This window comes from Cardiobacterium hominis, from assembly GCF_900637305.1.
In the GTDB taxonomy this organism is placed as follows: domain Bacteria; phylum Pseudomonadota; class Gammaproteobacteria; order Cardiobacteriales; family Cardiobacteriaceae; genus Cardiobacterium; species Cardiobacterium hominis.
In genome coordinates, this window is sequence record NZ_LR134365.1 from 1,776,431 (window position 1) to 1,797,582 (window position 21,152).

General features: G+C 60.3%; 21 protein-coding genes. 11 read left to right on the top strand and 10 right to left on the bottom strand.

The features are described from left to right. Window positions 1-164: 164 nt before the first annotated feature. Complete coding sequence (locus EL199_RS08665) at window positions 165-1,232, top strand: MBL fold metallo-hydrolase (RefSeq protein ID WP_004142253.1); 1,068 nt, start codon at window positions 165-167, stop codon at window positions 1,230-1,232. Between the two features lie 102 nt (window positions 1,233-1,334). Then, complete coding sequence (locus EL199_RS08670; RefSeq protein ID WP_004142252.1) at window positions 1,335-3,083, top strand: potassium/proton antiporter; 1,749 nt, start codon at window positions 1,335-1,337, stop codon at window positions 3,081-3,083. Window positions 3,084-3,388: 305 nt separating this feature from the next. On the opposite strand, the gene EL199_RS08675 is transcribed toward EL199_RS08670, so the two are convergent. From EL199_RS08675 to EL199_RS08695, 5 genes are all read right to left on the bottom strand, one after another. Beyond that, window positions 3,389-4,309, bottom strand: a complete 921-nt coding sequence (locus tag EL199_RS08675) for a transferrin-binding protein-like solute binding protein (protein WP_004142251.1) — start codon at window positions 4,307-4,309, stop codon at window positions 3,389-3,391. Window positions 4,310-4,471: 162 nt separating this feature from the next. Then, window positions 4,472-5,122, bottom strand: coding sequence for an ABC transporter ATP-binding protein (locus tag EL199_RS08680; protein WP_004142250.1), 651 nt, complete (start codon window positions 5,120-5,122; stop codon window positions 4,472-4,474). Window positions 5,123-5,126: 4 nt separating this feature from the next. After that, window positions 5,127-6,257: an ABC transporter permease gene (locus EL199_RS08685; RefSeq protein ID WP_004142249.1), complete on the bottom strand. Its 1,131-nt coding sequence runs from the start codon at window positions 6,255-6,257 to the stop codon at window positions 5,127-5,129. Then, window positions 6,247-7,527 (bottom strand): ABC transporter permease, encoded by a 1,281-nt coding sequence (locus EL199_RS08690; RefSeq protein ID WP_004142247.1) that lies wholly within the window; start codon window positions 7,525-7,527, stop codon window positions 6,247-6,249. Before EL199_RS08690 ends, EL199_RS08685 begins: the two co-directional genes overlap by 11 nt. Before the next feature lie 4 nt (window positions 7,528-7,531). Further along, complete coding sequence (locus EL199_RS08695; RefSeq protein WP_004142244.1) at window positions 7,532-8,923, bottom strand: Fe-S-containing protein; 1,392 nt, start codon at window positions 8,921-8,923, stop codon at window positions 7,532-7,534. Between the two features lie 107 nt (window positions 8,924-9,030). Between EL199_RS08695 and EL199_RS08700 the strand changes: the two genes are divergently transcribed. Beyond that, entirely contained in the window at window positions 9,031-9,309 is a 279-nt protein-coding gene (locus EL199_RS08700; protein WP_081447840.1) for a type II toxin-antitoxin system RelE/ParE family toxin, read from the top strand. Window positions 9,310-9,318: 9 nt separating this feature from the next. Beyond that, window positions 9,319-9,633, top strand: a complete 315-nt coding sequence (locus EL199_RS08705; RefSeq protein WP_004142238.1) for a HigA family addiction module antitoxin — start codon at window positions 9,319-9,321, stop codon at window positions 9,631-9,633. Between the two features lie 51 nt (window positions 9,634-9,684). Here EL199_RS08705 and EL199_RS08710 read toward each other — a convergent pair whose 3' ends face one another. The 4 genes from EL199_RS08710 to EL199_RS08725 are packed head-to-tail and all read right to left on the bottom strand — an operon-like array spanning window position 9,685 to window position 11,978. Further along, the gene (locus EL199_RS08710) at window positions 9,685-10,434 is read right to left on the bottom strand and encodes an SDR family NAD(P)-dependent oxidoreductase (protein WP_004142236.1); all 750 of its coding nucleotides are present in this window, start codon (window positions 10,432-10,434) and stop codon (window positions 9,685-9,687) included. Then, on the bottom strand, window positions 10,431-11,375 hold the full coding sequence (locus tag EL199_RS08715; protein ID WP_126316058.1) for a biotin--[acetyl-CoA-carboxylase] ligase: 945 nt from the start codon (window positions 11,373-11,375) through the stop codon (window positions 10,431-10,433). Before EL199_RS08715 ends, EL199_RS08710 begins: the two co-directional genes overlap by 4 nt. Before the next feature lie 38 nt (window positions 11,376-11,413). Then, window positions 11,414-11,686, bottom strand: a complete 273-nt coding sequence (locus EL199_RS08720) for a type II toxin-antitoxin system YafQ family toxin (RefSeq protein WP_004142231.1) — start codon at window positions 11,684-11,686, stop codon at window positions 11,414-11,416. Beyond that, a complete protein-coding gene (locus EL199_RS08725; RefSeq protein ID WP_004142230.1) occupies window positions 11,679-11,978 on the bottom strand; it encodes a type II toxin-antitoxin system RelB/DinJ family antitoxin in 300 nt (99 codons plus the stop codon). The genes EL199_RS08720 and EL199_RS08725 overlap by 8 nt, the downstream gene beginning before the upstream one ends. Before the next feature lie 158 nt (window positions 11,979-12,136). Between EL199_RS08725 and EL199_RS08730 the strand changes: the two genes are divergently transcribed. After that, complete coding sequence (locus EL199_RS08730; protein ID WP_004142227.1) at window positions 12,137-13,432, top strand: NCS2 family permease; 1,296 nt, start codon at window positions 12,137-12,139, stop codon at window positions 13,430-13,432. A gap of 12 nt (window positions 13,433-13,444) precedes the next feature. Here EL199_RS08730 and arfA read toward each other — a convergent pair whose 3' ends face one another. Then, window positions 13,445-13,600, bottom strand: coding sequence for an alternative ribosome rescue factor ArfA (gene arfA / locus EL199_RS08735; RefSeq protein WP_197719326.1), 156 nt, complete (start codon window positions 13,598-13,600; stop codon window positions 13,445-13,447). Window positions 13,601-13,795: 195 nt separating this feature from the next. Between arfA and rsxA the strand changes: the two genes are divergently transcribed. From rsxA to EL199_RS08765, 6 genes are read left to right on the top strand one after another with little or no spacing between them, the layout of a single operon-like run. After that, the gene (rsxA, locus tag EL199_RS08740; protein ID WP_040355599.1) at window positions 13,796-14,374 is read left to right on the top strand and encodes an electron transport complex subunit RsxA; all 579 of its coding nucleotides are present in this window, start codon (window positions 13,796-13,798) and stop codon (window positions 14,372-14,374) included. Continuing rightward, window positions 14,365-14,925, top strand: coding sequence for an electron transport complex subunit RsxB (rsxB, locus tag EL199_RS08745; protein WP_004142224.1), 561 nt, complete (start codon window positions 14,365-14,367; stop codon window positions 14,923-14,925). Before rsxA ends, rsxB begins: the two co-directional genes overlap by 10 nt. Next, on the top strand, window positions 14,922-18,995 hold the full coding sequence (gene rsxC, locus EL199_RS08750; RefSeq protein ID WP_170166215.1) for an electron transport complex subunit RsxC: 4,074 nt from the start codon (window positions 14,922-14,924) through the stop codon (window positions 18,993-18,995). The genes rsxB and rsxC overlap by 4 nt, the downstream gene beginning before the upstream one ends. Further along, a complete protein-coding gene (locus tag EL199_RS08755; protein ID WP_040355595.1) occupies window positions 18,992-19,912 on the top strand; it encodes an RnfABCDGE type electron transport complex subunit D in 921 nt (306 codons plus the stop codon). The genes rsxC and EL199_RS08755 overlap by 4 nt, the downstream gene beginning before the upstream one ends. Next, window positions 19,909-20,457, top strand: a complete 549-nt coding sequence (locus tag EL199_RS08760) for an RnfABCDGE type electron transport complex subunit G (RefSeq protein ID WP_004142220.1) — start codon at window positions 19,909-19,911, stop codon at window positions 20,455-20,457. Before EL199_RS08755 ends, EL199_RS08760 begins: the two co-directional genes overlap by 4 nt. Before the next feature lie 12 nt (window positions 20,458-20,469). Continuing rightward, window positions 20,470-21,150: an electron transport complex subunit E gene (locus EL199_RS08765; RefSeq protein WP_004142219.1), complete on the top strand. Its 681-nt coding sequence runs from the start codon at window positions 20,470-20,472 to the stop codon at window positions 21,148-21,150. The last annotated feature ends 2 nt before the right edge of the window (window positions 21,151-21,152 follow it).

Here is a 21,152-nt window from a genome sequence, read left to right on the forward strand (position 1 = left end):
AATTTTTGCGAGCTGTCGCCGCGGCAGATTACGAAACCTTGCCCTGAACCACTTTATCGCCAGAAAGCCGCCTGTATCGCAGGCGGCATCTCTTTTTTTATCACGTCTCCATATCCAAAGATGACTATTATTTTAAAACCTGCAAGTGGCTCATCATTATCGCCTTGCTTTTACTTATCGTGGGCTTTGCTTACGTCCGCTTCAATCCTGTTTTGGGCGGCAAGCCTGATGCGGAAAGTCTGAAGCGGATTCAGGCATCGCCGCATTTCAATGGCGAGATTTTTGAGAATCTGGAGCCGACTGAGATTGCTACCGACAGCGCGCGCAATAGCAATCTGGCGACATTCCTTGCCAGTTTTTTCTTCCCGCCCGCAGGCAAATTACCTGCTGAACCTTTGCCCAGTAAAAAACTGGCAATAGAAAAATTGCAAGATGGCGCGATTGCCTGGTTTGGGCATTCAACAGTATTGTTTCAGACTTCAGGTAAACGTTTTCTGCTGGACCCCGTTTTTTATCGCGCTTCCCCTTTGCCGTTTGGCGGTAATCCTTTTGCACAAAAACAGCCAACATTACCTGCTGATTTTCCACCGCTGGATGCTGTGCTGATTTCTCATGACCATTATGACCACCTTGACTATCGCGCCATTCAGGAACTAAAAGATAAAACCGGACATTTTTATGTGCCGCTGGGCGTCAAAGCGCATTTGCAACGTTGGGGCATTGCAGATGCCAAAATTACCGAAATGGATTGGTATGAAACGGCCGCATTGGGTGATGTCAATATAATGCTTGTACCCGCCCGCTATTTTAGCGGGCGCAATTTCAATAACCGCTTTACGACATTATGGGGCTCGTGGGTAGTGAAGTCGCCCGGTTTTTCCCTTTTCTTTAATGGTGACAGCGGTCATGACAAACATTTCGCCGAAATCGGAGAGCGCTTCGGGCCTTTCGACGTCGTATTGATGGAAAATGGCGCTTACAATTCCAGTTGGGCGCAAATTCATATGCAATCGGAGCAATCGGTTCAAGCAGCGCTGGATGTGCGCGCCCGCATGGTATTACCCATTCATTGGGCGAAATATGATTTGGCATTACATGAATGGCGCGAACCGATTGAGCGCTTTATGGCGGCTGCCAAAAATAAACCCTTGCAGGTTGCCACCCCGCACCTCGGCGAAGTTTTTGATTATCGCGCGCCGCCGCAACGGGATTGGTGGAAAACGGCAAAATAGCGGGATGAACATCCTGAAAAGCGGCACAATTTCTGCCGGATGCGGCTGGTTTTTCGCTTACAATGACGGGCAACGCCACTTTTTATCTAAGGAAACCCGCTTATGGAAAGCATGAACCTGATGTTCCTGATTTTTGCCTTTCTCTTTTTTATCAGCATAGTAGCCACGCGGCTTTCGGCGCATCTGGGGATGCCGCTGTTGCTCGTGTTTCTTGGCGTGGGCATGCTGGCAGGCGAAGAAGGCATCGGCGGCATCCAGTTCAGCAATTTCCTCGCCGCCAATATGGTCGGACAGTTGGCGCTTGCCATCATCCTGCTTGACGGCGGCCTGCGCACCAGTACCGCCAGCTTTCGCATTTCGCTCAAGCCTGCGGTGGTGCTTGCCAGTTGGGGCGTGTTGGCAACGGTTTTAGTTTTGGGGGCATTCGCTACTTATTTCTTTGATGTGAATTGGCGCCTGGGCTTTTTAATGGCGGCGATTGTCGGCTCGACCGATGCCGCGGCCGTTTTTTCTTTATTGCGCAGTAGCGGTGTGCGCCTCAATTCGCGTATTCTTTCTACATTGGAATTGGAAAGCGGCGCGAACGATCCGATGGCGATTTTTTTGGTGACGGCGACGATTACCATGCTGAATCAGCCGGAGAATGCCGGCGCGTTTTCATTTATCGTGATGCTGTTGCAGCAACTTCTGCTCGGTTTGTTATTCGGTTGGGGTGCGGGCAAGGGATTGGCCTGGCTATTGCAGCGCATTATTCTGGCAGAGGGCTTATATGCGCTGCTCATTGCTTCCGGCGGCTTGATGCTGTTTGCCTTTACCAATCTTTTTGGCGGCAGCGGTTTTCTTGCCGCCTATCTCGCCGGTATTCTCATCGGGAATTCACGCAGCCGCGCCAATGAACCGCTGCTAAATGTCATGGATGGCCTTGCCTGGTTAGCGCAGGCGTCCATGTTCCTTGTATTGGGATTATTGGTCACGCCCAGCCGTTTATTTGAGCAGGGTTTTGATGCGATAGTGATTGCCGGTTGCCTGATTCTGGTCGCCCGCCCCATTGCCGTTTTCAGTTCGCTCATTTGGTTTCCATACAGCAAACGGGAAATGGCTTATATTAGCTGGGTCGGTTTGCGCGGCGCGGTGCCGATTACGTTGGCGATGATGCCGCTGATGGAGGGCATTCCCAATTCCCGCCTGATTTTTGATGTGATTTTTTCCGTCGTTATCGTCTCGCTGTTGATTCAGGGAACGACGATTGGTTTTATGGCGCGTAAATTGAAAGTCGTCTTGCCGCCGCAACCGGAGCCGCTTTTCAGCGATGAAATCTGGCTGACAGAAAAGCTGACTCTGCAATTGCAGGCTTTCCGCGTCGCCGAGTATTCCAAGGCGGAGCGCAGCCACCCTTATGCGCTGACTCGCCTCAAGCAGTTTGCCAATGCGCGCCTTTTTGCCTTGATTCGTGATGGCGCGATTATGAAAGTCGGCATGAATACGCAGATGAGAAAGGGCGATGTCGCCTGGTATGTTTTCCCGGAAGATCGCGGCAATGAATTTGCCGAGCAGTTTGCCAGCAACAAGCAAAGCGAAAGCGAGCAGGAATTTTATGGCGAGATTGAGGTTAAACCTTATGTGCGCATTGGCGAATTGGCGAAAGCGCACCAATTGAATTTGCGCGAGGAAGATGCGGACCGCACATTGGGGGAATTATTCCGCGAGCGTTTCGGCGATGTGCCGGTTGCGGGCGACAAACTGGATTTGGACGGCTATGAGATTACGATTAAGGAGCTGGATGAGCGCGGCTATATGAAATGGCTGGCGCTGAAAATGCCACCGAAACCGCCCGCCGTGGAAGCGCTTTAATATGCACGCATAAAAAACCGCCCTTCGGGGCGGTTTCTTTATGATTTATTTATAGCCCCCTCGAAAGCCTCATACGGTGTTGCGTCGGCGACCGAGCATCCATAAAAATGGCGAAACCATTTTTATGGGAAACCCGTGCCGTACAACCGCGCGCTATCTTCAGCGACGCGCCTCGTCTGCTGAAATTCGAGGATGGTTTGTTGTAGTTTTTATAAAATAATAGGATTGAATGCGGGGTATTCAATCCTATTCGGCAAGAAGTAATATTTCAGTTTGAGATGAATTTCACTCAGTTAACTGTAGTTTTATTGTGGCACAGCGCCAAATGAGCCAATAAATTCTTTTCTGTCTCCGGTTCCTTTGCCATAGATACCAGACATATCATGTCCTTCCGGTCCATAGAAGCGTCCTTCTACTGTGACATTATCGCTGGAAGAACCGCTAAATCTTTCCCCTGAAATGGTTGCAGATATAGGGATTCGGGCTGAACCCGCAATAATACCGCCTTCTATCTTACGATTCGGGAAATTGACATCAAAGAGTGCCGTTCCTTCCACAAGGGTTCTATTGGCAACATCATAATGTATGACGTGGCCTTGATAGAAGACTTCTTTTTGCGGTAAGACAACACCACGAGTGGATTCGTCTTGGCTGTCTCTATAGAAGGCATGGGCGGTATTGCCGTCTGTTTTATCTATAATGACGCCGTATAGGGCATATTTTAAATCGTTACCGATCAGCTTTTTATATGAGCTATCTTCGCTTTTATAAGTTTTATTAGTACCTTGGTTTGAACCTGGCTGGACGTTAGACGGCAATAAATCTATGGTTTTATAGTTGTTATTACTGTCTTTAATCGCTATTTGATTGTAAGATTTTGGATTGGGAGGATTGGTGCCGGGTGGATTCGTTCCAGGGGGATTGGTTCCGGGGGGATTTGTGCCAGGTGGGTTGGTTCCGGGAGGATTTGTTCCGCCATTATTATTGCCACTGTTATTATTGCCGCCGTTATTGTTTCCATTGCCGTTGCTATCAATAATACCGTGGCTACCATCTGTATCTAAGGGATCCACACGATGCTGGTATTGCAGGCCGGGAGAGGGGCCTTGTAGAGGCGGGGGATTGTTTTTCGGATCAGCCGGGTTGTTGCTGTCATCATCGCTGCCGCCGCAGGCGGTAAGCATCCCGGACAAAATGGCGAGTGCCAGTAAATTCCTGTTTTTCATTGAGAACTCCGTGTGTTCGCTAAGACTGGTGGATTCAGGATGAACCGTTTATTACGGAACGTGCACATTCTAGCATCGCTGACTTTTTTTGGGGGCTTTTTCACGTCGGATGGCAAGAGAAATCCCTTGCAAAATCTGGCAAGCCCGCTTTTTAAGGGTAGCTCACTCCTGAATCTTGCCGTGTTGCAGGCGAATGATGCGGTCGGTTTGGGCGCCGAGGTCGGGGTTGTGCGTCACCATGACGATGGTGCGGTTCTGCGCGTGCAGTTCGGCAAAGATGCGCAGCACGGTTTGTTCGTTTTCGGCGTCAAGGTTGCCGGTGGGCTCGTCGGCAAAGAGGATTTCCGGCTCGTTGATGAGCGCGCGGGCGATGCAGACGCGCTGCTGTTCACCGCCGGAAAGCTGCTTCGGCAGGTGGTCGCTGCGGTGCGCGAGGCCGACCCGTTCGAGGGCGGCGAGCGCCGCCGCTTTGTCGGTCACGCTGTGGTAGTACTGCGCCAGCATGACGTTTTCGCAGGCGGTGAGGTAGGGCAGGAGATGGAATTGTTGGAAGACGAGGCCGATGGTGCGCGCGCGGAAGGCGCGGCGCGCTTCTTCGTCGAGCGCGGCGGCGTCGGTGCCGTTTAAGAGCACTTTGCCTTCCGTGGGCGTGTCGAGGCAGGAGAGGATGTTCATCAGCGTGGTTTTGCCGGAGCCGCTGGAGCCCATGATGGCGACGAATTCGCCGCGCGCGACGGCGATGTTCACATCGTCCAGCGCGGTGACGGTGCCGAAGCGTTTGTAGAGGTGGACGGTTTCGATGACAGGTTGCATGGGTTCAGGCTCCTTTGAGGATGTCGGCGGCTTGCAGGGCAAGGACGCGCTTGAGCGGCAGGGCGACAGCGGCGGCAGCGACGGCGGTGGAGAGGATGATGGCGAGCGGGAAGACCGGCAGGCGCGGCGCGATGCTGGCGTGGAAGACGACTTCGCCGAGGATTTGCGCGAGGACGAGTCCCAGCGCGATGCCGATGACGACGGCAACGGCGGCCATCAGCGCGGTTTCGCGAATCATCTGCGCGGTGATGGCTTTGCGGCTGGCGCCGAGCGCGCTTTGCAGGGCGAACTCGCGGCGGCGTTCGTGAGTCATCGCGGTGAGCGAGGTGTTCACGCACAGGCTGGAGAGCAGCAGGATAACGATGCAGACTACGCCCATCAATCCTTTGATTTTGTGTAGTATTTGTCCTTCGGCGGCGCTGACTTTGCGGATGGGGTGGATGTCCAGCTGCGGGTACTCGCGCGAGAGGGTTTCTGCGTAGGCGGTGACGGCGTCGTTGTCGTTGGCGAGACTCGCCAGCGCGTAGCTGATGCCGCCCGCGGCGCCAAGCCAGTCCTGCGCGACGCGGATGTTGAGCAGCATGACGTTGTCCATCGCGTCGCCGCTTTCGATGATTCCCTTGATGCGGAAGTTTTTTTTCTGGCCGTTGTTCTTGACGAGGGTGATGTTGTCGCCGACGTTCAGCTCCAGCTGCGCGGCGAGCGCCTTGCCGAGCATGGTGTTGCGGTCGTCAAAGGCGACGCTGACCCAGCCACCCTGCACCTGCCAGTAAGGTACGAGCGCGGGCAGCGCCGGGAAATCAACGCCAACCAGCGCGACGGGTTCGCGTTCGCTGCGCGCCACCGCGTAGAAGTAGGGGCTGGAAGCGTGGTACAAATCCTTCGGCATGGCAGCGATGATGGTTTCGTATTGCTCAAGGGTAAACGGCGTTTCGTTTTTCGCGCCGAGGTAGAAGTTGGCTCCGAAGGAGCGCAGCTCGCGGCTCATTTTTTCGTTGATGTCGAAGTACACCGCCGCCATTGCCGTCACCATTGCCGCGCCGATGGACAAGGCAGCGACGATGACCAGCGTGCGCCGCCATTTGAGGCGCAGCGCCTTGAAAATCAGTAGCCATTTCATACTGTTAGCGTTCATAAAGCACCTCAATCGGGATTTGGCGGGCGATGCTGCGCACCGGGAACCAGGTGCCAATCAGCGCAATGAGGACGGCGGCGAAGACCACCACCGGCACCACAATCCAGGTAAAGCCGAGCGCCGCGCCAAAGAGCGCCGCGCCGATACCCCAGCCGATGAGCGCACCACCGGCGCAGCCGAGCAGGCCGCCAAGCGCGCCGACCAGCAGCGATTCGGCGTAAAAGAGCAGCGCGATTTGCCACGGTTTGGCGCCCAGCGCGCGCATCAGCCCGATTTCCTTGGCGCGCGCCATGATGCCGCTGCCGGTGAGTGAGGCAATGCCCATCCCGGCGGAAATCAGCGCGGCGATGCTACAGACAATCAGCAGTAACTGGATTTTCTCGATGACGACGCCTTCGGACGCCGCCACCTGCCACACCGGGCGCACCACCGAGCCGGAAACGGTTTCCTCCAACTGATGCGCGATGGTGGAAACGTAGGCGGTGCAATACCATTGGTCGTACTGCTTGGCGTCCAGCGCCGAGGGGTTTTCGTGCGCCTTGCGCGAGAGGTCATTCTCCGGCACGGTCATCGCCGCGACCTGAATTGCGCTGATTTTGCCCGAAAGCCCCAGCAAATCCTGCAATGCGGCCAGCGGCAGTACCAATTGCCCATCCTGCGCCGCGCCGCTGGTGAGAATGCCGACGATGCGCGCACGCCGCACCGGGCTGTCCGGCGCGGTGGACGAGAGCGACAACACCTTGCCCGTCTGCCAGCCCTGTTCGCTGGCGAGCTTGACGCCGGCGAGCAGCGGGAATTCGTCCGGCAGCGCGCCGCTGTCGTCCGGCCAGTCGCCCGCGACCTGCCAGAACGGGCTGACCGCCTTCTGTCCGGTGTGGAAATTCGTTTCATCGGCAACGTCCAGCGGGTGATCGAAAAACGTGCCGAGCGCGGCGACTTCCACCCCATCGGCGCGCAGCCGCCCGGAAAGCAGCGGCGCGAAGCCGTAGATGTTGTTGCGCCAAAAAATATCCATCACCGACGGCAGCACCTTCTCGTCCAAAAAATACTGCTGCCCGGCGACATCGTCCGGCAGGAGCGCGCCGCCCGCCGGTTCAATCAAAATATTGGCGCCGTAGGACTTCAACTCGCGCGACATCTTGTCGCCAATATCCACCGACACCGCGAGCAGGCCCGCAATCAGGGCGGACGCCAAAAAAATCGTCAAAAACGCCAGCGACTTGCGCGGCAAATCATGCCGCCAAAGCTGAAAAATCATCCGCCAAAACATCGCTTTACTCCTTCACAAAATCTTCGGGTTTATCGACAAAACGCTGATAATTTTCCTCGGTGCGGAAAAAGTACGTTTTCGTGCCGTAGCTGTAGCGGTGCGGCGCGGTGGTGTTCTTCACCCTGCTGCCATCGACCGGGTCAACCACCTCCAGCTCAACCACCGCCTTGAAAAAATTCAGCCCCGCTTCCAGCGACTTGCGCGGCACGACAATCTCGCCGCCCGTCTGCGACCAGCCCTCAATCGGCACCGGATTACAGCCGCCACTCTTGCCGACATTGGGACGGAACAGACGCACGCCACAGGCAATGCACACCACCTGGTCGCCCTGCATCGCATAACCCGTATCGCCGCAGAGCAGGCAGGCATCGAACACCACCGCCGGCGACCACTCGCCGGGAAAGCGGTCAATCACAAAAAAGCGCACCACCTTGCCCTCGCCGGATACCCAGGCGAAGCGGTGCAAATCGCCGTCCTTGAGCCTTAAATCGTCAATCGGCAAATGCACCACATCATCGGCGGCAAGCTCGACCGGCGTCGCCGCCGACAACGCCGGCGGACGGGACGCCACCAAATCCCAGAAAAGCGCGGTGGCAAGGGCAAAAACCACGGCAAACGCGCCCTGCCACACCGCACGCCGCCCGCGTCGCGCCTCGGCAATCAGCAAACGGCGCTCAACCGCAGCAACCTGCGCCGTCGCCAGGCGTTTACGTCGCGGCAACCAGCCGGAAGCAAGCGCCGCCAGCGTTGCCACGGCCAGCACCACAAGCGCCACATAACCAAACCAGGCGCGGACAAACTCCGCCCGCGCCAACCAGCGCAGGCGCGTGCTGGAAATCTCCAGCCATTGCAGCTTCACCGCCGCCAGCCCCATATCCGCGCCGAGCCACACCGCCGCAACTGCCAGCCAAGTGAAAACGACCAGCACAACCAGCGCGCGCCATACGCGGCGCGAAACCAGCGCGCGCAGCACGACGAACCACAGCGCGAGCAGCGCCGACAGCCCCGCCGCCGCCAGCACCGCCGCAAAATGCAAAATAAAAGACGTATTCACCACCGACGTCGTCGAAAACGCGCTCATCACCGGAGCGGCAAAAAACGGCGCGGCGCCAAGCAAGCCGGCGGCAAACCACAGCGCGTCCACGGCAAACGCGCGCCGCGTCAGCAATAACAACAGCGCCAGCACGAGCAGCGCGCCGCGCACGGCGGCAAACCAAAAAAGCGTCGCCGACGACTCGGGCAACCACGCCACCGCCGCCGCTCCTGCCAGCCCCCCGCCGACAAACCAGGCGAACCAGCGCCCCGGCTGCCGCGGCAGGCGTCCGGCAGACAAAACCACTGCCGCAAACAGCGGCAGCCAAAAACAACGCACGAACAACGAAAAAAACAGACTCATAACGCAACTCGCAACAGGAAACGCCCGCATTCTACCGCGCGGCGCAGGAGAAGGCGAGGCAGGAAGCGGCGCTTGTCGCGGTAAAAACAGCGCGCTATCATCATCGTATGATTAGCAATTTCTCCTGCAAAGATACTGAAGCGCTTTTTCGAGGACGCCAGGTGCGGCGTTTTATTGCGATAGAGCGAATAGCATTGCGCAAATTGCAGCAATTACACGCGGCGAGCAATCTCCAATTCTTGCGTGTGCCGCCAGGAAACCGGCTGGAAGCGCTGCAAGGGAATCGTGCCGGACAATACAGTATTCATATTAACGACCAATGGCACATTTGTTTTTGTTGGGAAGACGGCAATGCCAATCATGTCGAAATTGTTGATTATCATTGAGGAGAAAATATGACACGAGAGATTCCTCTGATTCACCCCGGCGAAATATTGCTGGAAGACTGGTTGAAGCCTTTGGGCATTAGTCAGACGGCATTGGCAAAGGCCATTGCTGTCCCGCCGCGGCGTATTCATGAAATTATTGCGGGCAAGCGTGCGATTAGCGCCGATACCGCGTTGCGCCTTGCGGTTTTTTTTCAAACAGATGCCCAAAGCTGGCTCAATTTGCAAAGCCATTATGATGCGGAACAGACGCGGGAAAAACTTGCGGGAACGCTGGCGCATATTCCTGCATACGATACGCTTGCCTTGTCGGAAAATATTTGAATGATGGCAAAATAAAAGCGGGCTTTTTGCCCGCTTTTTTCTTTCCGTTTTTCAGTTTTTCTTTTTCACCGCCAGACCGCCGGAGGCTTGCGCCACCGGCATGATTTCGATGCGGTTGATGTTCATATGCGCCGGGCGCTCGGCTATCCAAAGGACGGTTTCGGCGATGTCTTCCGGCGTCAGGTAATCAACGTTTTCGTATAGCGCGGCGGCTTTGGCGTTATCGCCGTGGTAGCGGATGTTGGAAAATTCGGTGCCACCGCAAAGGCCGGGCTCGACGTTGGAGACGCGCACGTTGGTGCCCAGCAGATCGGCGCGCAGGTTGAGGCTGAATTGTTTGACGAAGGCTTTGGTCGCGCCGTAGATGTTGCCGCCCGCGTACTGGTAGCTGCCCGCGGTGGAGCCGAGGTTGATGATGTGGCCGCGGTTGCGCGCCACCATGCCTTTGAGGACGGCGTAGGTGACGGTGACGAGGCCGCCGACGTTGGTCGCGATCATTTGTTTCCAGTCGGCGAGTTCGCAGTCGGGGAAGGGCGCGGCGCCCAGCGCCAGTCCGGCGTTGTTCACCAGCAGCTCGATTTCTTGCCATGCGGGCGGGAGTTTTGCCAGCGCCGCCAGGGTTGCCGCTTCGTCGCTGATGTCAAAGGCGAGCGGCAGGCAGGCGTCGCCGAGTTCGGCGTGCAGCGCCTGCAGGCGTTCGGCACGGCGGCCGGTGGCGATGACTTTGTGCCCGCGGGCGATGAGCAGGCGGGTGATGGCAGTGCCGAATCCGGCGGTCGCGCCGGTAACGAGGGCGATCATGGTTGCTCCTGTGTTGGGGGGGAAAGCAGTTGCGGCCGCAGGCGGGTCTCGCCTTCGCTGTAAGCGCTGATGCCGTCAGCGGTTTCAAGCAGCAGGCGGCCTTGTTCGTCTATGCCGCGGTTGGTGCCGCAGAGGGTGTCGTGGGCGCGGTGCAGGCAGACGGCGCGGTCGGCGTAGGTATCGAGCGCGTGCCAGCGGGCGGGCAGGGCAGGGCGGTCAGCGGGGTGGCGGGCGAAGGCCTCGCGCCAGCGGTTGATGAGCGCAGCGGTCAGCGGGTTGCGCGCGATAGTGCCGCATTCGCTGAGGCTGGCTACGGGCTGGCCGGGGTTGGGCGGCGGCAAGAGGTTGATGCCGATACCGGCGATGGTGTGGGCGCCGCTGCTGTTCAGGGCGGTTTCGAGGAGGATGCCGCCCAGTTTGCGTCCGTGCAGGTAGAGGTCGTTCGGCCATTTGAGTTGTACCGGGTAGTCCGCCGCACGCAGTGCTTCGGCAGCGGCGATGCCCAGCGCGATGCTGAGTGCGGCGGTGTCGTGCGGCTCGGGGTAGTGCCAGCTCATGCTGAGGATGATTTGTCCGGCGAAGGGCGACTGCCAGGTGCGACCGCGGCGGCCGCGTCCGGCGCTTTGGTATTCAGCAAGGATGGCGTCGCCGTTTTCACGCGGGCTTTGCCGGGCGAGGGCGCTGTTGGTGGAATCGGTGATGGTCAGCACTTGTACCGCGGCGGCCGAGCAGGCGCGGGCGAGCCAGGCGGCGTCAAGCAGGTCAAGCGCCGGGCGTATTTGCCAGCCAGCGGCGGTTTCCTCAAGGGGGACGATGCCGCGCGTTTGTAGCTCGGCGAGTTGGGCGCGGATGGTGCTTTCGTCGCAGGCAAGCGCGCGGGCAAGGGCGGCGAGTGGCCAAGGGCGCAGGTCGGCAAGGGTGGAGAGGAGGGCGTCGGGCATGGTCTTTATGTGATGAATGTGGGCAGGCGGATGCGCATTTAGCCGAACAGTTCTGAATGTGAGCCGAGGCGGACGAGCTGCAATGTGTCACCTGCATTGCTATAGATCAGTAATAAATCAGGTTTTATATGGCATTCCCTGAATCCTGCCCAATCGCCGGAAAGGAAATGATCAGAATATTTGGCGGGTAGTTCCGCACGCCGGGTCAGGCAATAAAGGATTTCCGCCCATTCTGCCGTGGCAAGCAGTAAAAACTGCTTTTTTAAATCGCGTTTGAACTGGCTGCCAAAGACGATTTTTAACTCAGGCATCCGCGATTTCCCGCATGAGCTGCAAGGCTTCTTCCAGGGTGTAACGTTGGGCGGTCGGGTTTTCCTGCTCCGCCTTGGCTTCTAGCAGCGCTTGTCGGGTAAGCGCATTGGGTATGTGTTCCGCGCGTCCGGCGTGGTGGTTGAACGATAGCGGTATGCTCTGGGTATCGGCGACCTGATTCAAAAACAGCTTGATCGCCTGGGAAGGCGCCAGGCCGTAGCGTTCAAAAACGGCGAAGGCGCGGTCGCGCAATTCCTGTTCGAGGCGGATGTTGTAGTTTGTAGTGGTCATGCTGTGCTTCTCTTACGTGATTTGTGTGGTGAATGTACTGCGTTCGTCATGCGTAAGCAAGTCATACAGGCGATGGTGGACGTTCCGGCGCGTCGGAAGCATGGCGCAACGGTAATCTCGCTATAATACGCGCCCCTTTCTCACCTTCAGGATTTTCCATGCTCGAAAAAATCTTCAAGTTGCAGGCGCACGGCACCACGGTTCGCACCGAAGTGCTGGCGGGCATCACCACCTTCCTCACCATGGCCTACATTATCTTCGTCAATCCCAATGTGCTGGCGAAAACGGGCATGGATCACGGCGCGGTATTCGTCGCCACCTGTATCGCCGCCGCCATCGGCTCGTTCATTATGGGCTTTTATGCCAACCTGCCGGTCGCGCTCGCCCCGGGCATGGGTCTGAACGCCTTTTTCACCTATACCGTCGTCATGCAACTCGGTCACACCTGGCAGACGGCGCTTGCCTGCGTCTTCTTCTCCGGCGTGCTCTTTATCATCGTCAGCCTGTTGCGCATCCGCGAATGGCTGATTAACGCCATCCCCGATGCGCTGAAAAAATCCATCGCCGCCGGCATCGGCGGTTTTCTCGCCTTCATCGCCCTGCAAAGCGCGGGCATCATCGTCGATGCCGATGGCGTCCTGGTGCGGATGGGCAGCATCATCTCCTTCGCGCCGCTGATGACCGCGCTCTGCCTCTTTCTCATCATCGCCTTTGTTCATTACCGCGTGCCGGGCAGCGTCATGCTCGCCATCCTGATCGTCTCGGTGCTGGGCATCCTGTTTGGCCACAACAGCATGCCGGAAAGCCTCGTCGCCGCGCCGCCCTCGCTCGCCCCAACCTTCATGCAGCTTGATTTCAAAAGTGCGCTGGAACCGGCGATGTTCAGCATCATCTTCGCCTTCTTCTTCGTCGATCTCTTTGACACCGCCGGCACGCTGATTGGCGTTACCGAACGTGGCGGACTGGTCAAAGACGGCAAAATTCCCAACCTGAAAAAAGCCTTGCTTGCGGACAGCGGCGCGACCGTCGTCGGCGCGATGCTCGGCACCTCCAACACCACCAGCTTCATCGAAAGCGCTTCCGGCGTCGCCATGGGCGGGCGCACCGGACTGATGGCCGTCGTCACCGGCGTGCTGTTCCTGCTTGCCACCTTCTTCTCGCCGCTCGCCGGGATGGTGCCAAGCTACGCCACCGCGGGCGCGATTCTCTACGTATCAGTGCTGATGATGTACACCGTGGGCGAGATTGACTGGCACGACATTACCGAAGCCGCACCCGTCGCCATCACCTTCCTTGCCATCCCGCTCACCTACTCCATCGCCGACGGCATCACCCTCGGCTTCATCAGCTACACCCTCGTCAAACTGATCTGCGGCCGCTGGCGCGAGCTCAATATCGGCGTTATCGTCCTCGCCGCCATCCTGCTGGCGCGGCTGATTTGGGTGCATGGCTGAGCGCTACCGCAGCTACGCCCATAAAAAAACACCGCCTGATTCATCATGGCGGTGTTTTTTGTGCTTGTCGTGACGGCTAAAAGCGCCTTTGCCTTTCTTCGCCTTAACGACCTGTTGACGGTACTTGCCGCTATGCAGCAAATCCTGATGCAGACTGCGTCGGTTCATTATCATCTCCAGTTAAAAGGGCGGCGGATTATACGCCGCTTTTTCGTTCCGGGCAGCAGGGCACAATATTGTCCCTGTCGCAGTAACGGCCATCAGAAAACCTGCATCCGTGATTGCCCCTTATCAACTGAAAAACCGCCCCCATTCCCTTACAATACCGCCATCCGCCAAACCCGCAACTATGCGCCCAAAACCGTGCAACACAGCTACTTCTACATCATCCTCTCGACCGTCCTGGTCAACAACTTCGTCCTCTCCCAATTCCTCGGCCTCTGCCCGTTCATGGGCGTATCGCGCAAAATCGACACCGCCCTCGGCATGGGACTTGCCACCGCCTTCGTCCTCACCCTCTCCGCCGTCAGCGCCTACCTGCTCGACACCTACATATTAGAACCCTTCGGCCTGCGCTATCTGCGCACCATCGGCTTCATCGTCGCCATCGCCGTGCTGGTCGGCCTCACCGAAATGTTCATCGCCAAGACCAGCCCGGTACTGCACCGCCTGCTCGGCGTGTACCTGCCGCTGATAACCACCAACTGCGCCGTCCTCGGCGTGGCGCTCCTAAACGCCAACCAGCAGCACAACCTGCTCCAGTCCGCGCTTTACGGCTTCGGCGCTGCCGTCGGCTTCACCCTCGTCCTCATCATCTTCGCCGCCCTGCGCGAACGCCTGGACGCCGCTGACGTCCCCGCGCCCTTCAAAGGCACACCTGCCGCGCTGATGACCGCGGGCATCCTCGCCATCGCCTTCATGGGATTCGGCGGATGGGCATGACCGCGCTGGCGCTCACCGGCGCCCTGCTGATGCTGCTCGGCATCGTCGCCCTCTGCGGCCTGCTGCTCGGCTACTTCGCGCAAAAATACAAAATCGAAGGCGACCCGCTCGTCGAAAAAATCGACGCCATCCTGCCACAAACCCAATGCGGCCAATGCGGCTTCCCCGGCTGCAAACCCTATGCCCAGGCCATCGCCAAAGGCGAAGCGGACATCAACCAATGCCCGCCGGGCGGCCAAGAAGGCGTCGAAAAACTGGCCGAACTGCTCGGCGTCGAGCCCAAACCACTCAACGCCGACAACGGCGCCGAAACCCCGCCGCAAGTCGCCTTCATCATCGAAGACTGGTGCATCGGCTGCACCAAATGCATCAAAGCCTGCCCGGTCGACGCCATCCTCGGCAGCAACCAAAAAATGCACACCATCATCAGCGACGAATGCACCGGCTGCCGCCTCTGCGTAGACCCCTGCCCGGTGAACTGCATCATCATGAAACCGCGCGACCAAAAATGGAACTGGGACAAACCGCAAGACCCCAACCACCCCACATGATCAAAAAACTCCTAGCCCGCCTGCTGCCGTCCAAAAACCACTTTCATGGCGGCCTGCACATCACCCCGCCGCGCCACAAAAGCATGAGCACCGGCGCGCCCAGCCGCGAAGCCGCCTTGAGCGCCGAATACGCTATCAGCCTGCGCCAGCGCGACGGCAGCGCCTACCTCGCCAAAGTCGCGCCCGGCGAGCGCGTACTGCGCGGCCAACTCCTCGCCGAACCCGTAAACAGCCAAGACGCGCCCGTCCACGCCCCCACCTCCGGCACCATCCGCGCCATCGAACCGCGCCCGGAAATGCACCCGGCAAACCAGCCCGTGCCGCACCTCATCCTCGCAAGCGACGGCAAAGACGAAAGCGTACCGCCGCTAACCGCACTAGACCCCGCAACCACCGACGCCGACGCCCTGCGCGAACGCATCGCCGCCTGCGGCATCGTCGGCCTTGGCGGCGCAGGATTCCCCACCGCGCGCAAACTCGGCCATCCGGCAAACACCCTCGTCATCAACGCCGCCGAATGCGAGCCCTACATCACCTGCGACGACCTACAAATCCGCGAAAACGCCGCTGACATCATCCACGGCGCACAAATCGCCGCCAAAATCCTCGGTGCCGAACACATCCACTTCGGCATCGAAGACGACAAACCCCAAGCCATCGCCGCCTTGGAGCGCGCCGCCGCCGACATCAACGACCCGCGCCTCAAAATCAGCAGCGTCCCCACCCGCTACCCCTCCGGCAACACGCGCCAACTCTTCGAACTCCTCCTCGGCGTGCGCGTCCCCGCTGACCAACACGCCAGCGACTACGGCCTCATCTGCCACAACAGCGGCACCATGAAAGCCGTGTACGACGCCGTCATCCGCGGCGAACCCCTGACCGAACGCTACACCACCATCAGCGGCGAAGGCGTGAACCAGCCACAAGTCCTGCGCATCCGCACCGGCGCGCCCGTGCGCGACCTCATAGCCCAGGCGGGCGGCGAAAAAGGCGACAACCGCTACATCATCGGCGGGCCAATGATGGGCTACCAAATCATAAGCGCCGACACCCCGCTCCAAAAAACCGGCAACAGCCTGCTCCTCCTGCCCGCAATAGCACCCGCCGAAGAAAGCCCGTGCATCCGCTGCTCACGCTGTGCGGACGCCTGCCCGATGGAACTCCTGCCACAACAACTCCTCTGGTACAGCCAAAGCGACGAACACAAACGCCTCAAACAATACCGCCTCTACGACTGCATCGAATGCGGCATCTGCGCCGCCGTCTGCCCGTCGGCCATACCGCTCGTCCAATACTACCGCCACAGCAAAGGCGCCATCCGCGCCGCCGACGAAAAAGCCCGCGCCGCCGAACACGCGCGCACCCGCCACGAAGCACGCACCGCCCGCCTCGAACGCGAAGCCGCCGAAAGACAGGCGCAAATGGACGCGCGCCGCGCCAAACTCCAACAAAACCCCGCCGCTGACAAACCGGAGCGCTACACGCCTGCCAAAGAAACCACCGCTTCCCCCGCCGACTTTCCCCCTCCCCCCATGGAGGAGGGGCAGGGGTGGGGTTCGTCCGCAAACCTCGCTGCCGAATCGTCCACTGACGCCAAAACCGCCGCCATCGAAGCGGCAAAAGCCCGCGCTGCCGCGCGCCGCGCCGAACGACTCGCCCAAAACGGCGAAGCCAAAACACCCACCGCCGTTATGCCCCCTCCCCTGCAGGGCGCGTTAGCGCCCGCAGCGGGGGAGGGTTGGGGAGGGGGTAACGTTCCCGCTTCCAGCGCCAACATCGAAACAACCACCGACACAGCGCCCGCCCCGCACCAACTCCTGCCCGACGACGCCAAAACCGCCGCCATCGAAGCGGCAAAAGCCCGCGCCTCCGCGCGCAAAGCGGCACGTCTTGCGCAAAATAGCGAAGCCGAAACGCCAGCCGCTGCCGCTTCCCCCGCTGAACAGCCCCTCTCCCCTTGGGAGAGGGGTTGGGGTGAGGGCGAAAAGAACGAAGACAAAGAGCCCGCCCCGCACCAACTCCCGCCCGACGACGCCAAAACCGCCGCTATCGAAGCGGCAAAAGCCCGCGCTGCCGCACGCAAAGCTGCACGTCTTGCGCAAAACAGCGAAGCCGAAACGCCAGCCGCTGTCGCTTCCCCTGCGGAACAGCCCCTCTCCCCTTGGGAGAGGGGTTGGGGTGAGGGCGAAAAGAACGAAGACAAAGAACCCGCCCCGCATCAACTCCCGCCCGACGACGCCAAAACCGCCGCCATCGAAGCGGCGAAAGCGCGCGCCGCCGCGCGCAAAGCCGCACGTCTCGCTAACCAGTCGCCAAACAACGATAGCCCGCTACAAAATCCGCTAACCCCACCCCACCCCTCCCCCGCAGGGGGAGGGAGTGCATCCATGGCAGAAGCGCCAACCGTCGCCGAAACACCCTCCGAACCGCCCCCTCCCCCGCAGCGAAGCGCAGCGGGGGAGGGCAGGGGAGGGGGTAGCGTTCCCGCTTTCAGCGCCAACATCGAAACGACCACCGACACAGCGCCCGCCCCGCACCAACTCCTGCCCGACGACGCCAAAACCGCCGCCATCGAAGCGGCAAAAGCCCGCGCCGCAGCGCGCAAAGCCGCACGTTTTGCGCAAAATAGCGAAGCCGAAACGCCAACTGCTGCCGCTTCCCCCGCGGAACAGCCCCTCTCCCCTTGGGAGAGGGGTTGGGGTGAGGGCGAAAAGAACGAGGACAAAGAGCCCGCCCCGCACCAACTCCCGCCCGACGACGCCAAAACCGCCGCCATCGAAGCAGCAAAAGCCCGTGCGGCAGCACGTAAAGCCGCGCGTCTTGCGCAAAATAGCGAAGCCGAAACGCCAGCCGCTGCCGCTTCTCCCGCGGAACAGCCCCTCTCCCCTTGGGAGAGGGGTTGGGGTGAGGGCGAAAAGAACGAGGACACAGCACCCGCCTCGCACCAACTCCCGCCCGACGACGCCAAAACCGCCGCCATCGAAGCCGCGAAAGCGCGCGCTGCCGCGCGCAAAGCGGCACGCCTCACCCAACAGCCGTTAAACAAAGAAGCATCGGCGCAAAATGTACCAACCCCACCCCACCCCTCCCCCGCAGGGGGAGGGAGTGCATCCATGGCAGAAGCGCCAACCGTCGCCGAAAGACCCGCCGAACTGCCCCCTCCCCTGCAGGGCGCGTCAGCGCCCGCAGCGGGGGAGGGTTGGGGAGGGGGTAACGTTCCCGATTCCAGCGCCAACATCGAAACGACCACCGACACAGCACCCGCCCCGCATCAACTCCCGCCCGACGACGCCAAAACCGCCGCCATCGAAGCAGCAAAAGCCCGTGCGGCAGCACGTAAAGCCGCGCGTCTTGCGCAAAATAGCGAAGCCGAAACGCCAGCCGCTGCCGCTTCCCCTGCGGAACAGCCCCTCTCCCCTTGGGAGAGGGGTTGGGGTGAGGGCGAAAAGAACGAGGACAAAGAGCCCGCCCCACACCAACTCCCGCCCGACGACGCCAAAACCGCCGCCATCGAAGCCGCGAAAGCGCGCGCCGCCGCGCGCAAAGCGGCACGTCTAGCGCAAAACGGCGAAGCCGACACAGCCGCCATCGAAGCGGCAAAAGCGCGCGCCGCCGCGCGCAAAGCGGCACGTATTGCGCAAAATAGCGAAGCCGAAACGCCAACTGCTGCCGCTTCCCCCGCTGAACAGCCCCTCTCCCCTTGGGAGAGGGGTTGGGGTGAGGGCGAAAAGAACGAGGACAAAGAGCCCGCCCCGCACCAACTCCCGCCCGACGACGCCAAAACTGCCGCCATCGAAGCGGCGAAAGTGCGCGCCGCCGCGCGCAAAACCGCGCGTCTTGCCCAAAACGGCGAAGCGCCAACCGGACAACCCATAACCCTCCCACAAACCGAAGCACAAGCCGAGACCTCCATGACCCCGCCAGACAACGACGACAAAACCGCCCGCGACGCCAAACTCGCCGCCGCCCGTGCCAAAAGCGAAGAGCGCCGCATCGCCCACGCCAAACTCAAACAACACATGCGCGACACCGCCATCCCCATCCGTCCGCAGCCGGACGAGCACAAATGACCCCGTCCACCTCGCCCTATCTCCACACCGCGCCACCCTTGCGCCGCGTCATGCTGCAAGTGGCGGCTGCGACCCTGCCCGGCGTCCTCGTCCTCCTCTACTGGCAGGGCAGCCGCTGGCTCGGCCAACTGGTGCTGACCATTGCCGCCGCCTACGCGCTTGAAGCCGCCGTCCTCTGGCTACGGCGCAAGCCCTACGCCCCGCTGCGCGACGGCAGCGTCCTCGTGACCGCCGTGCTGCTCGCCCTGTCGCTGCCGGTACTCGCGCCGTGGTGGATACCGCTCGTCGGCATCGCCTTCGCCGTCCTCCTCGGCAAACACCTCTACGGCGGCCTCGGGCAAAACCCGTTCAACCCGGCAATGGTCGGCTTTGCCGTGCTGCTCATCAGCTTTCCCGCGCAAATGAGCGGCATGCCCGCCGCGCCCGTCTCCCTGTTCAGCGTGGACGCCACCAGCGCCGCCACCCTGCTCGACCACAGCCGCATCCTGCGCATCGCGGGCGAGCCGCTTGCTGCCCTCTACCCGCCGTGGCAACAACAACTGCTCAACCTCGCCTGGCTCACCGGTGGCATCTGGCTGACCACCACCCGCGCCGCCGACTGGCGCCTGCTCGTCTCGACCCTCATCGGCGCCACCGCCGCCGCCCTCACCTTTTGGCTGGCGATGCCGTTTGCGCTCAACCCCTACAGCCAGCTGATGAGCGGCGCCATCATCTTCGGCGCCTGCTTTATCGCAACAGACCCGGTTACCGCCGCAACCACGCCGCGCGGCCGCTTTCTCTACGGCATCCTCGTCGGCGCGCTCGCCATTGCCATCCGCAACCTTGGCAACTTTCCCGATGGCGTCGCCTTCGCCATCCTCATCGCCAACGGCCTCGTGCCGCTAATAGACCCGCTCACCCAACCGCGTTACCGATGAAAACCCCGCTTACCGCCGCCCTGCGCCTCGCCGCCTACGCCGCCATCACCTTCGCCGCCGTCAGCATCGCCTGGTTTGCTGCGAAAAGCCGCATCGAAACCCAGGAGCGCAACGCCAAAATCGCCCAGTTCCGCGAAATCAGCCCCGACATAGACCCCGCGCTGCTCGACCACCCCGAAACCATAACCATCGAAGGCCAACCGGCACAGCGCTACACCGCCGCCGACGGCAGCAGCTACTACCAAACCAGCACCTACAAAGGCTACAACGGCGAAATCAAACTGCTCATCGGCATCGCCCCCGACCACAAAACCCTGCTCGGCGTGCGCGTCCTCGCCCACAAAGAAACCCCCGGCTTGGGCGACAAAATCGAGGCGCGCATACACCCGTGGATACTGCAATTCGCGGGAAAAACACTGGAAAACACCCGCTTTGCCGTGAAAAAAGACGGCGGCGACATCGACAGCTTCACCGGCGCGACCATCACCCCGCGCGCCGTCACCAACCAAATCGGCAGCGTGCTGCGCGCCGCACAAGAACCATAACCCCGCCCCGCCATGACCCCCGAAACCCGCAAAACCCTCGCCAACGGCCTCTGGCACAACAACCCCGCCCTGGTGCAAATCCTCGGCCTTTGCCCGCTGCTCGCCACCTCGACCGACACCATCAACGCCCTTGGTCTCGGCATGGCGACCATCTTCGTCCTGACGCTTTCCAACACCCTCGTTGCCGCCACCCGCCGCTGGCTGCGTCCGGAAATCCGCATTCCGGTGTTCGTGCTGCTCATCGCGGGCGCGGTTACCGTTGTTGAAATCCTCATCCAGGCGCTCGCCTACCCGCTCTACCAGTCGCTCGGCATCTACCTCGCGCTGATTGTCACCAACTGCGTCATCATCGCCCGCGCCGAAGCCTACGCCGCGAAAAACGCCGTCCTGCCCGCCGCCATTGACGGTGCGGCGATGGGCACAGGCTTTGCGCTTGTCCTCATCGCCCTTGGCGCTATGCGGGAAATACTCGCCAACGGCACCCTGCTTGCCGGTGCCGACCGCATCTTTGGCCACGGCATCAACTGGACGATTCAGCTCTACCACAGCGACAACCACATCATCCTCGCCGCCCTGCCGCCCGGCGCCTTTCTTTGCTACGGCCTGCTGATTGCCGCGAAAAACCTCATCAACGCGCGGCTGCAAAAACGGCGAACCGCGCCCGCGGCCAGCGCCGACCCCGTCCAATCCTGACC

Coding starts and splice junctions, on each gene's coding strand:
- EL199_RS08760 (WP_004142220.1), top strand. CDS start 19,909: ATGAAAACCCCGCTTACCGCCGCCCTGCGCCTCGCCGCCTACGCCGCC.
- EL199_RS08680 (WP_004142250.1), bottom strand. CDS start 5,122: ATGCAACCTGTCATCGAAACCGTCCACCTCTACAAACGCTTCGGCACC.
- EL199_RS08670 (WP_004142252.1), top strand. CDS start 1,335: ATGGAAAGCATGAACCTGATGTTCCTGATTTTTGCCTTTCTCTTTTTT.
- rsxB (WP_004142224.1), top strand. CDS start 14,365: ATGGGCATGACCGCGCTGGCGCTCACCGGCGCCCTGCTGATGCTGCTC.
- EL199_RS08695 (WP_004142244.1), bottom strand. CDS start 8,923: ATGAGTCTGTTTTTTTCGTTGTTCGTGCGTTGTTTTTGGCTGCCGCTG.
- EL199_RS08705 (WP_004142238.1), top strand. CDS start 9,319: ATGACACGAGAGATTCCTCTGATTCACCCCGGCGAAATATTGCTGGAA.
- EL199_RS08755 (WP_040355595.1), top strand. CDS start 18,992: ATGACCCCGTCCACCTCGCCCTATCTCCACACCGCGCCACCCTTGCGC.
- arfA (WP_197719326.1), bottom strand. CDS start 13,600: ATGAACCGACGCAGTCTGCATCAGGATTTGCTGCATAGCGGCAAGTAC.
- rsxC (WP_170166215.1), top strand. CDS start 14,922: ATGATCAAAAAACTCCTAGCCCGCCTGCTGCCGTCCAAAAACCACTTT.
- EL199_RS08720 (WP_004142231.1), bottom strand. CDS start 11,686: ATGCCTGAGTTAAAAATCGTCTTTGGCAGCCAGTTCAAACGCGATTTA.
- EL199_RS08765 (WP_004142219.1), top strand. CDS start 20,470: ATGACCCCCGAAACCCGCAAAACCCTCGCCAACGGCCTCTGGCACAAC.
- EL199_RS08715 (WP_126316058.1), bottom strand. CDS start 11,375: ATGCCCGACGCCCTCCTCTCCACCCTTGCCGACCTGCGCCCTTGGCCA.
- EL199_RS08725 (WP_004142230.1), bottom strand. CDS start 11,978: ATGACCACTACAAACTACAACATCCGCCTCGAACAGGAATTGCGCGAC.
- EL199_RS08730 (WP_004142227.1), top strand. CDS start 12,137: ATGCTCGAAAAAATCTTCAAGTTGCAGGCGCACGGCACCACGGTTCGC.
- EL199_RS08685 (WP_004142249.1), bottom strand. CDS start 6,257: ATGAACGCTAACAGTATGAAATGGCTACTGATTTTCAAGGCGCTGCGC.
- EL199_RS08700 (WP_081447840.1), top strand. CDS start 9,031: ATGATTAGCAATTTCTCCTGCAAAGATACTGAAGCGCTTTTTCGAGGA.
- EL199_RS08710 (WP_004142236.1), bottom strand. CDS start 10,434: ATGATCGCCCTCGTTACCGGCGCGACCGCCGGATTCGGCACTGCCATC.
- EL199_RS08675 (WP_004142251.1), bottom strand. CDS start 4,309: ATGAAAAACAGGAATTTACTGGCACTCGCCATTTTGTCCGGGATGCTT.
- EL199_RS08690 (WP_004142247.1), bottom strand. CDS start 7,527: ATGTTTTGGCGGATGATTTTTCAGCTTTGGCGGCATGATTTGCCGCGC.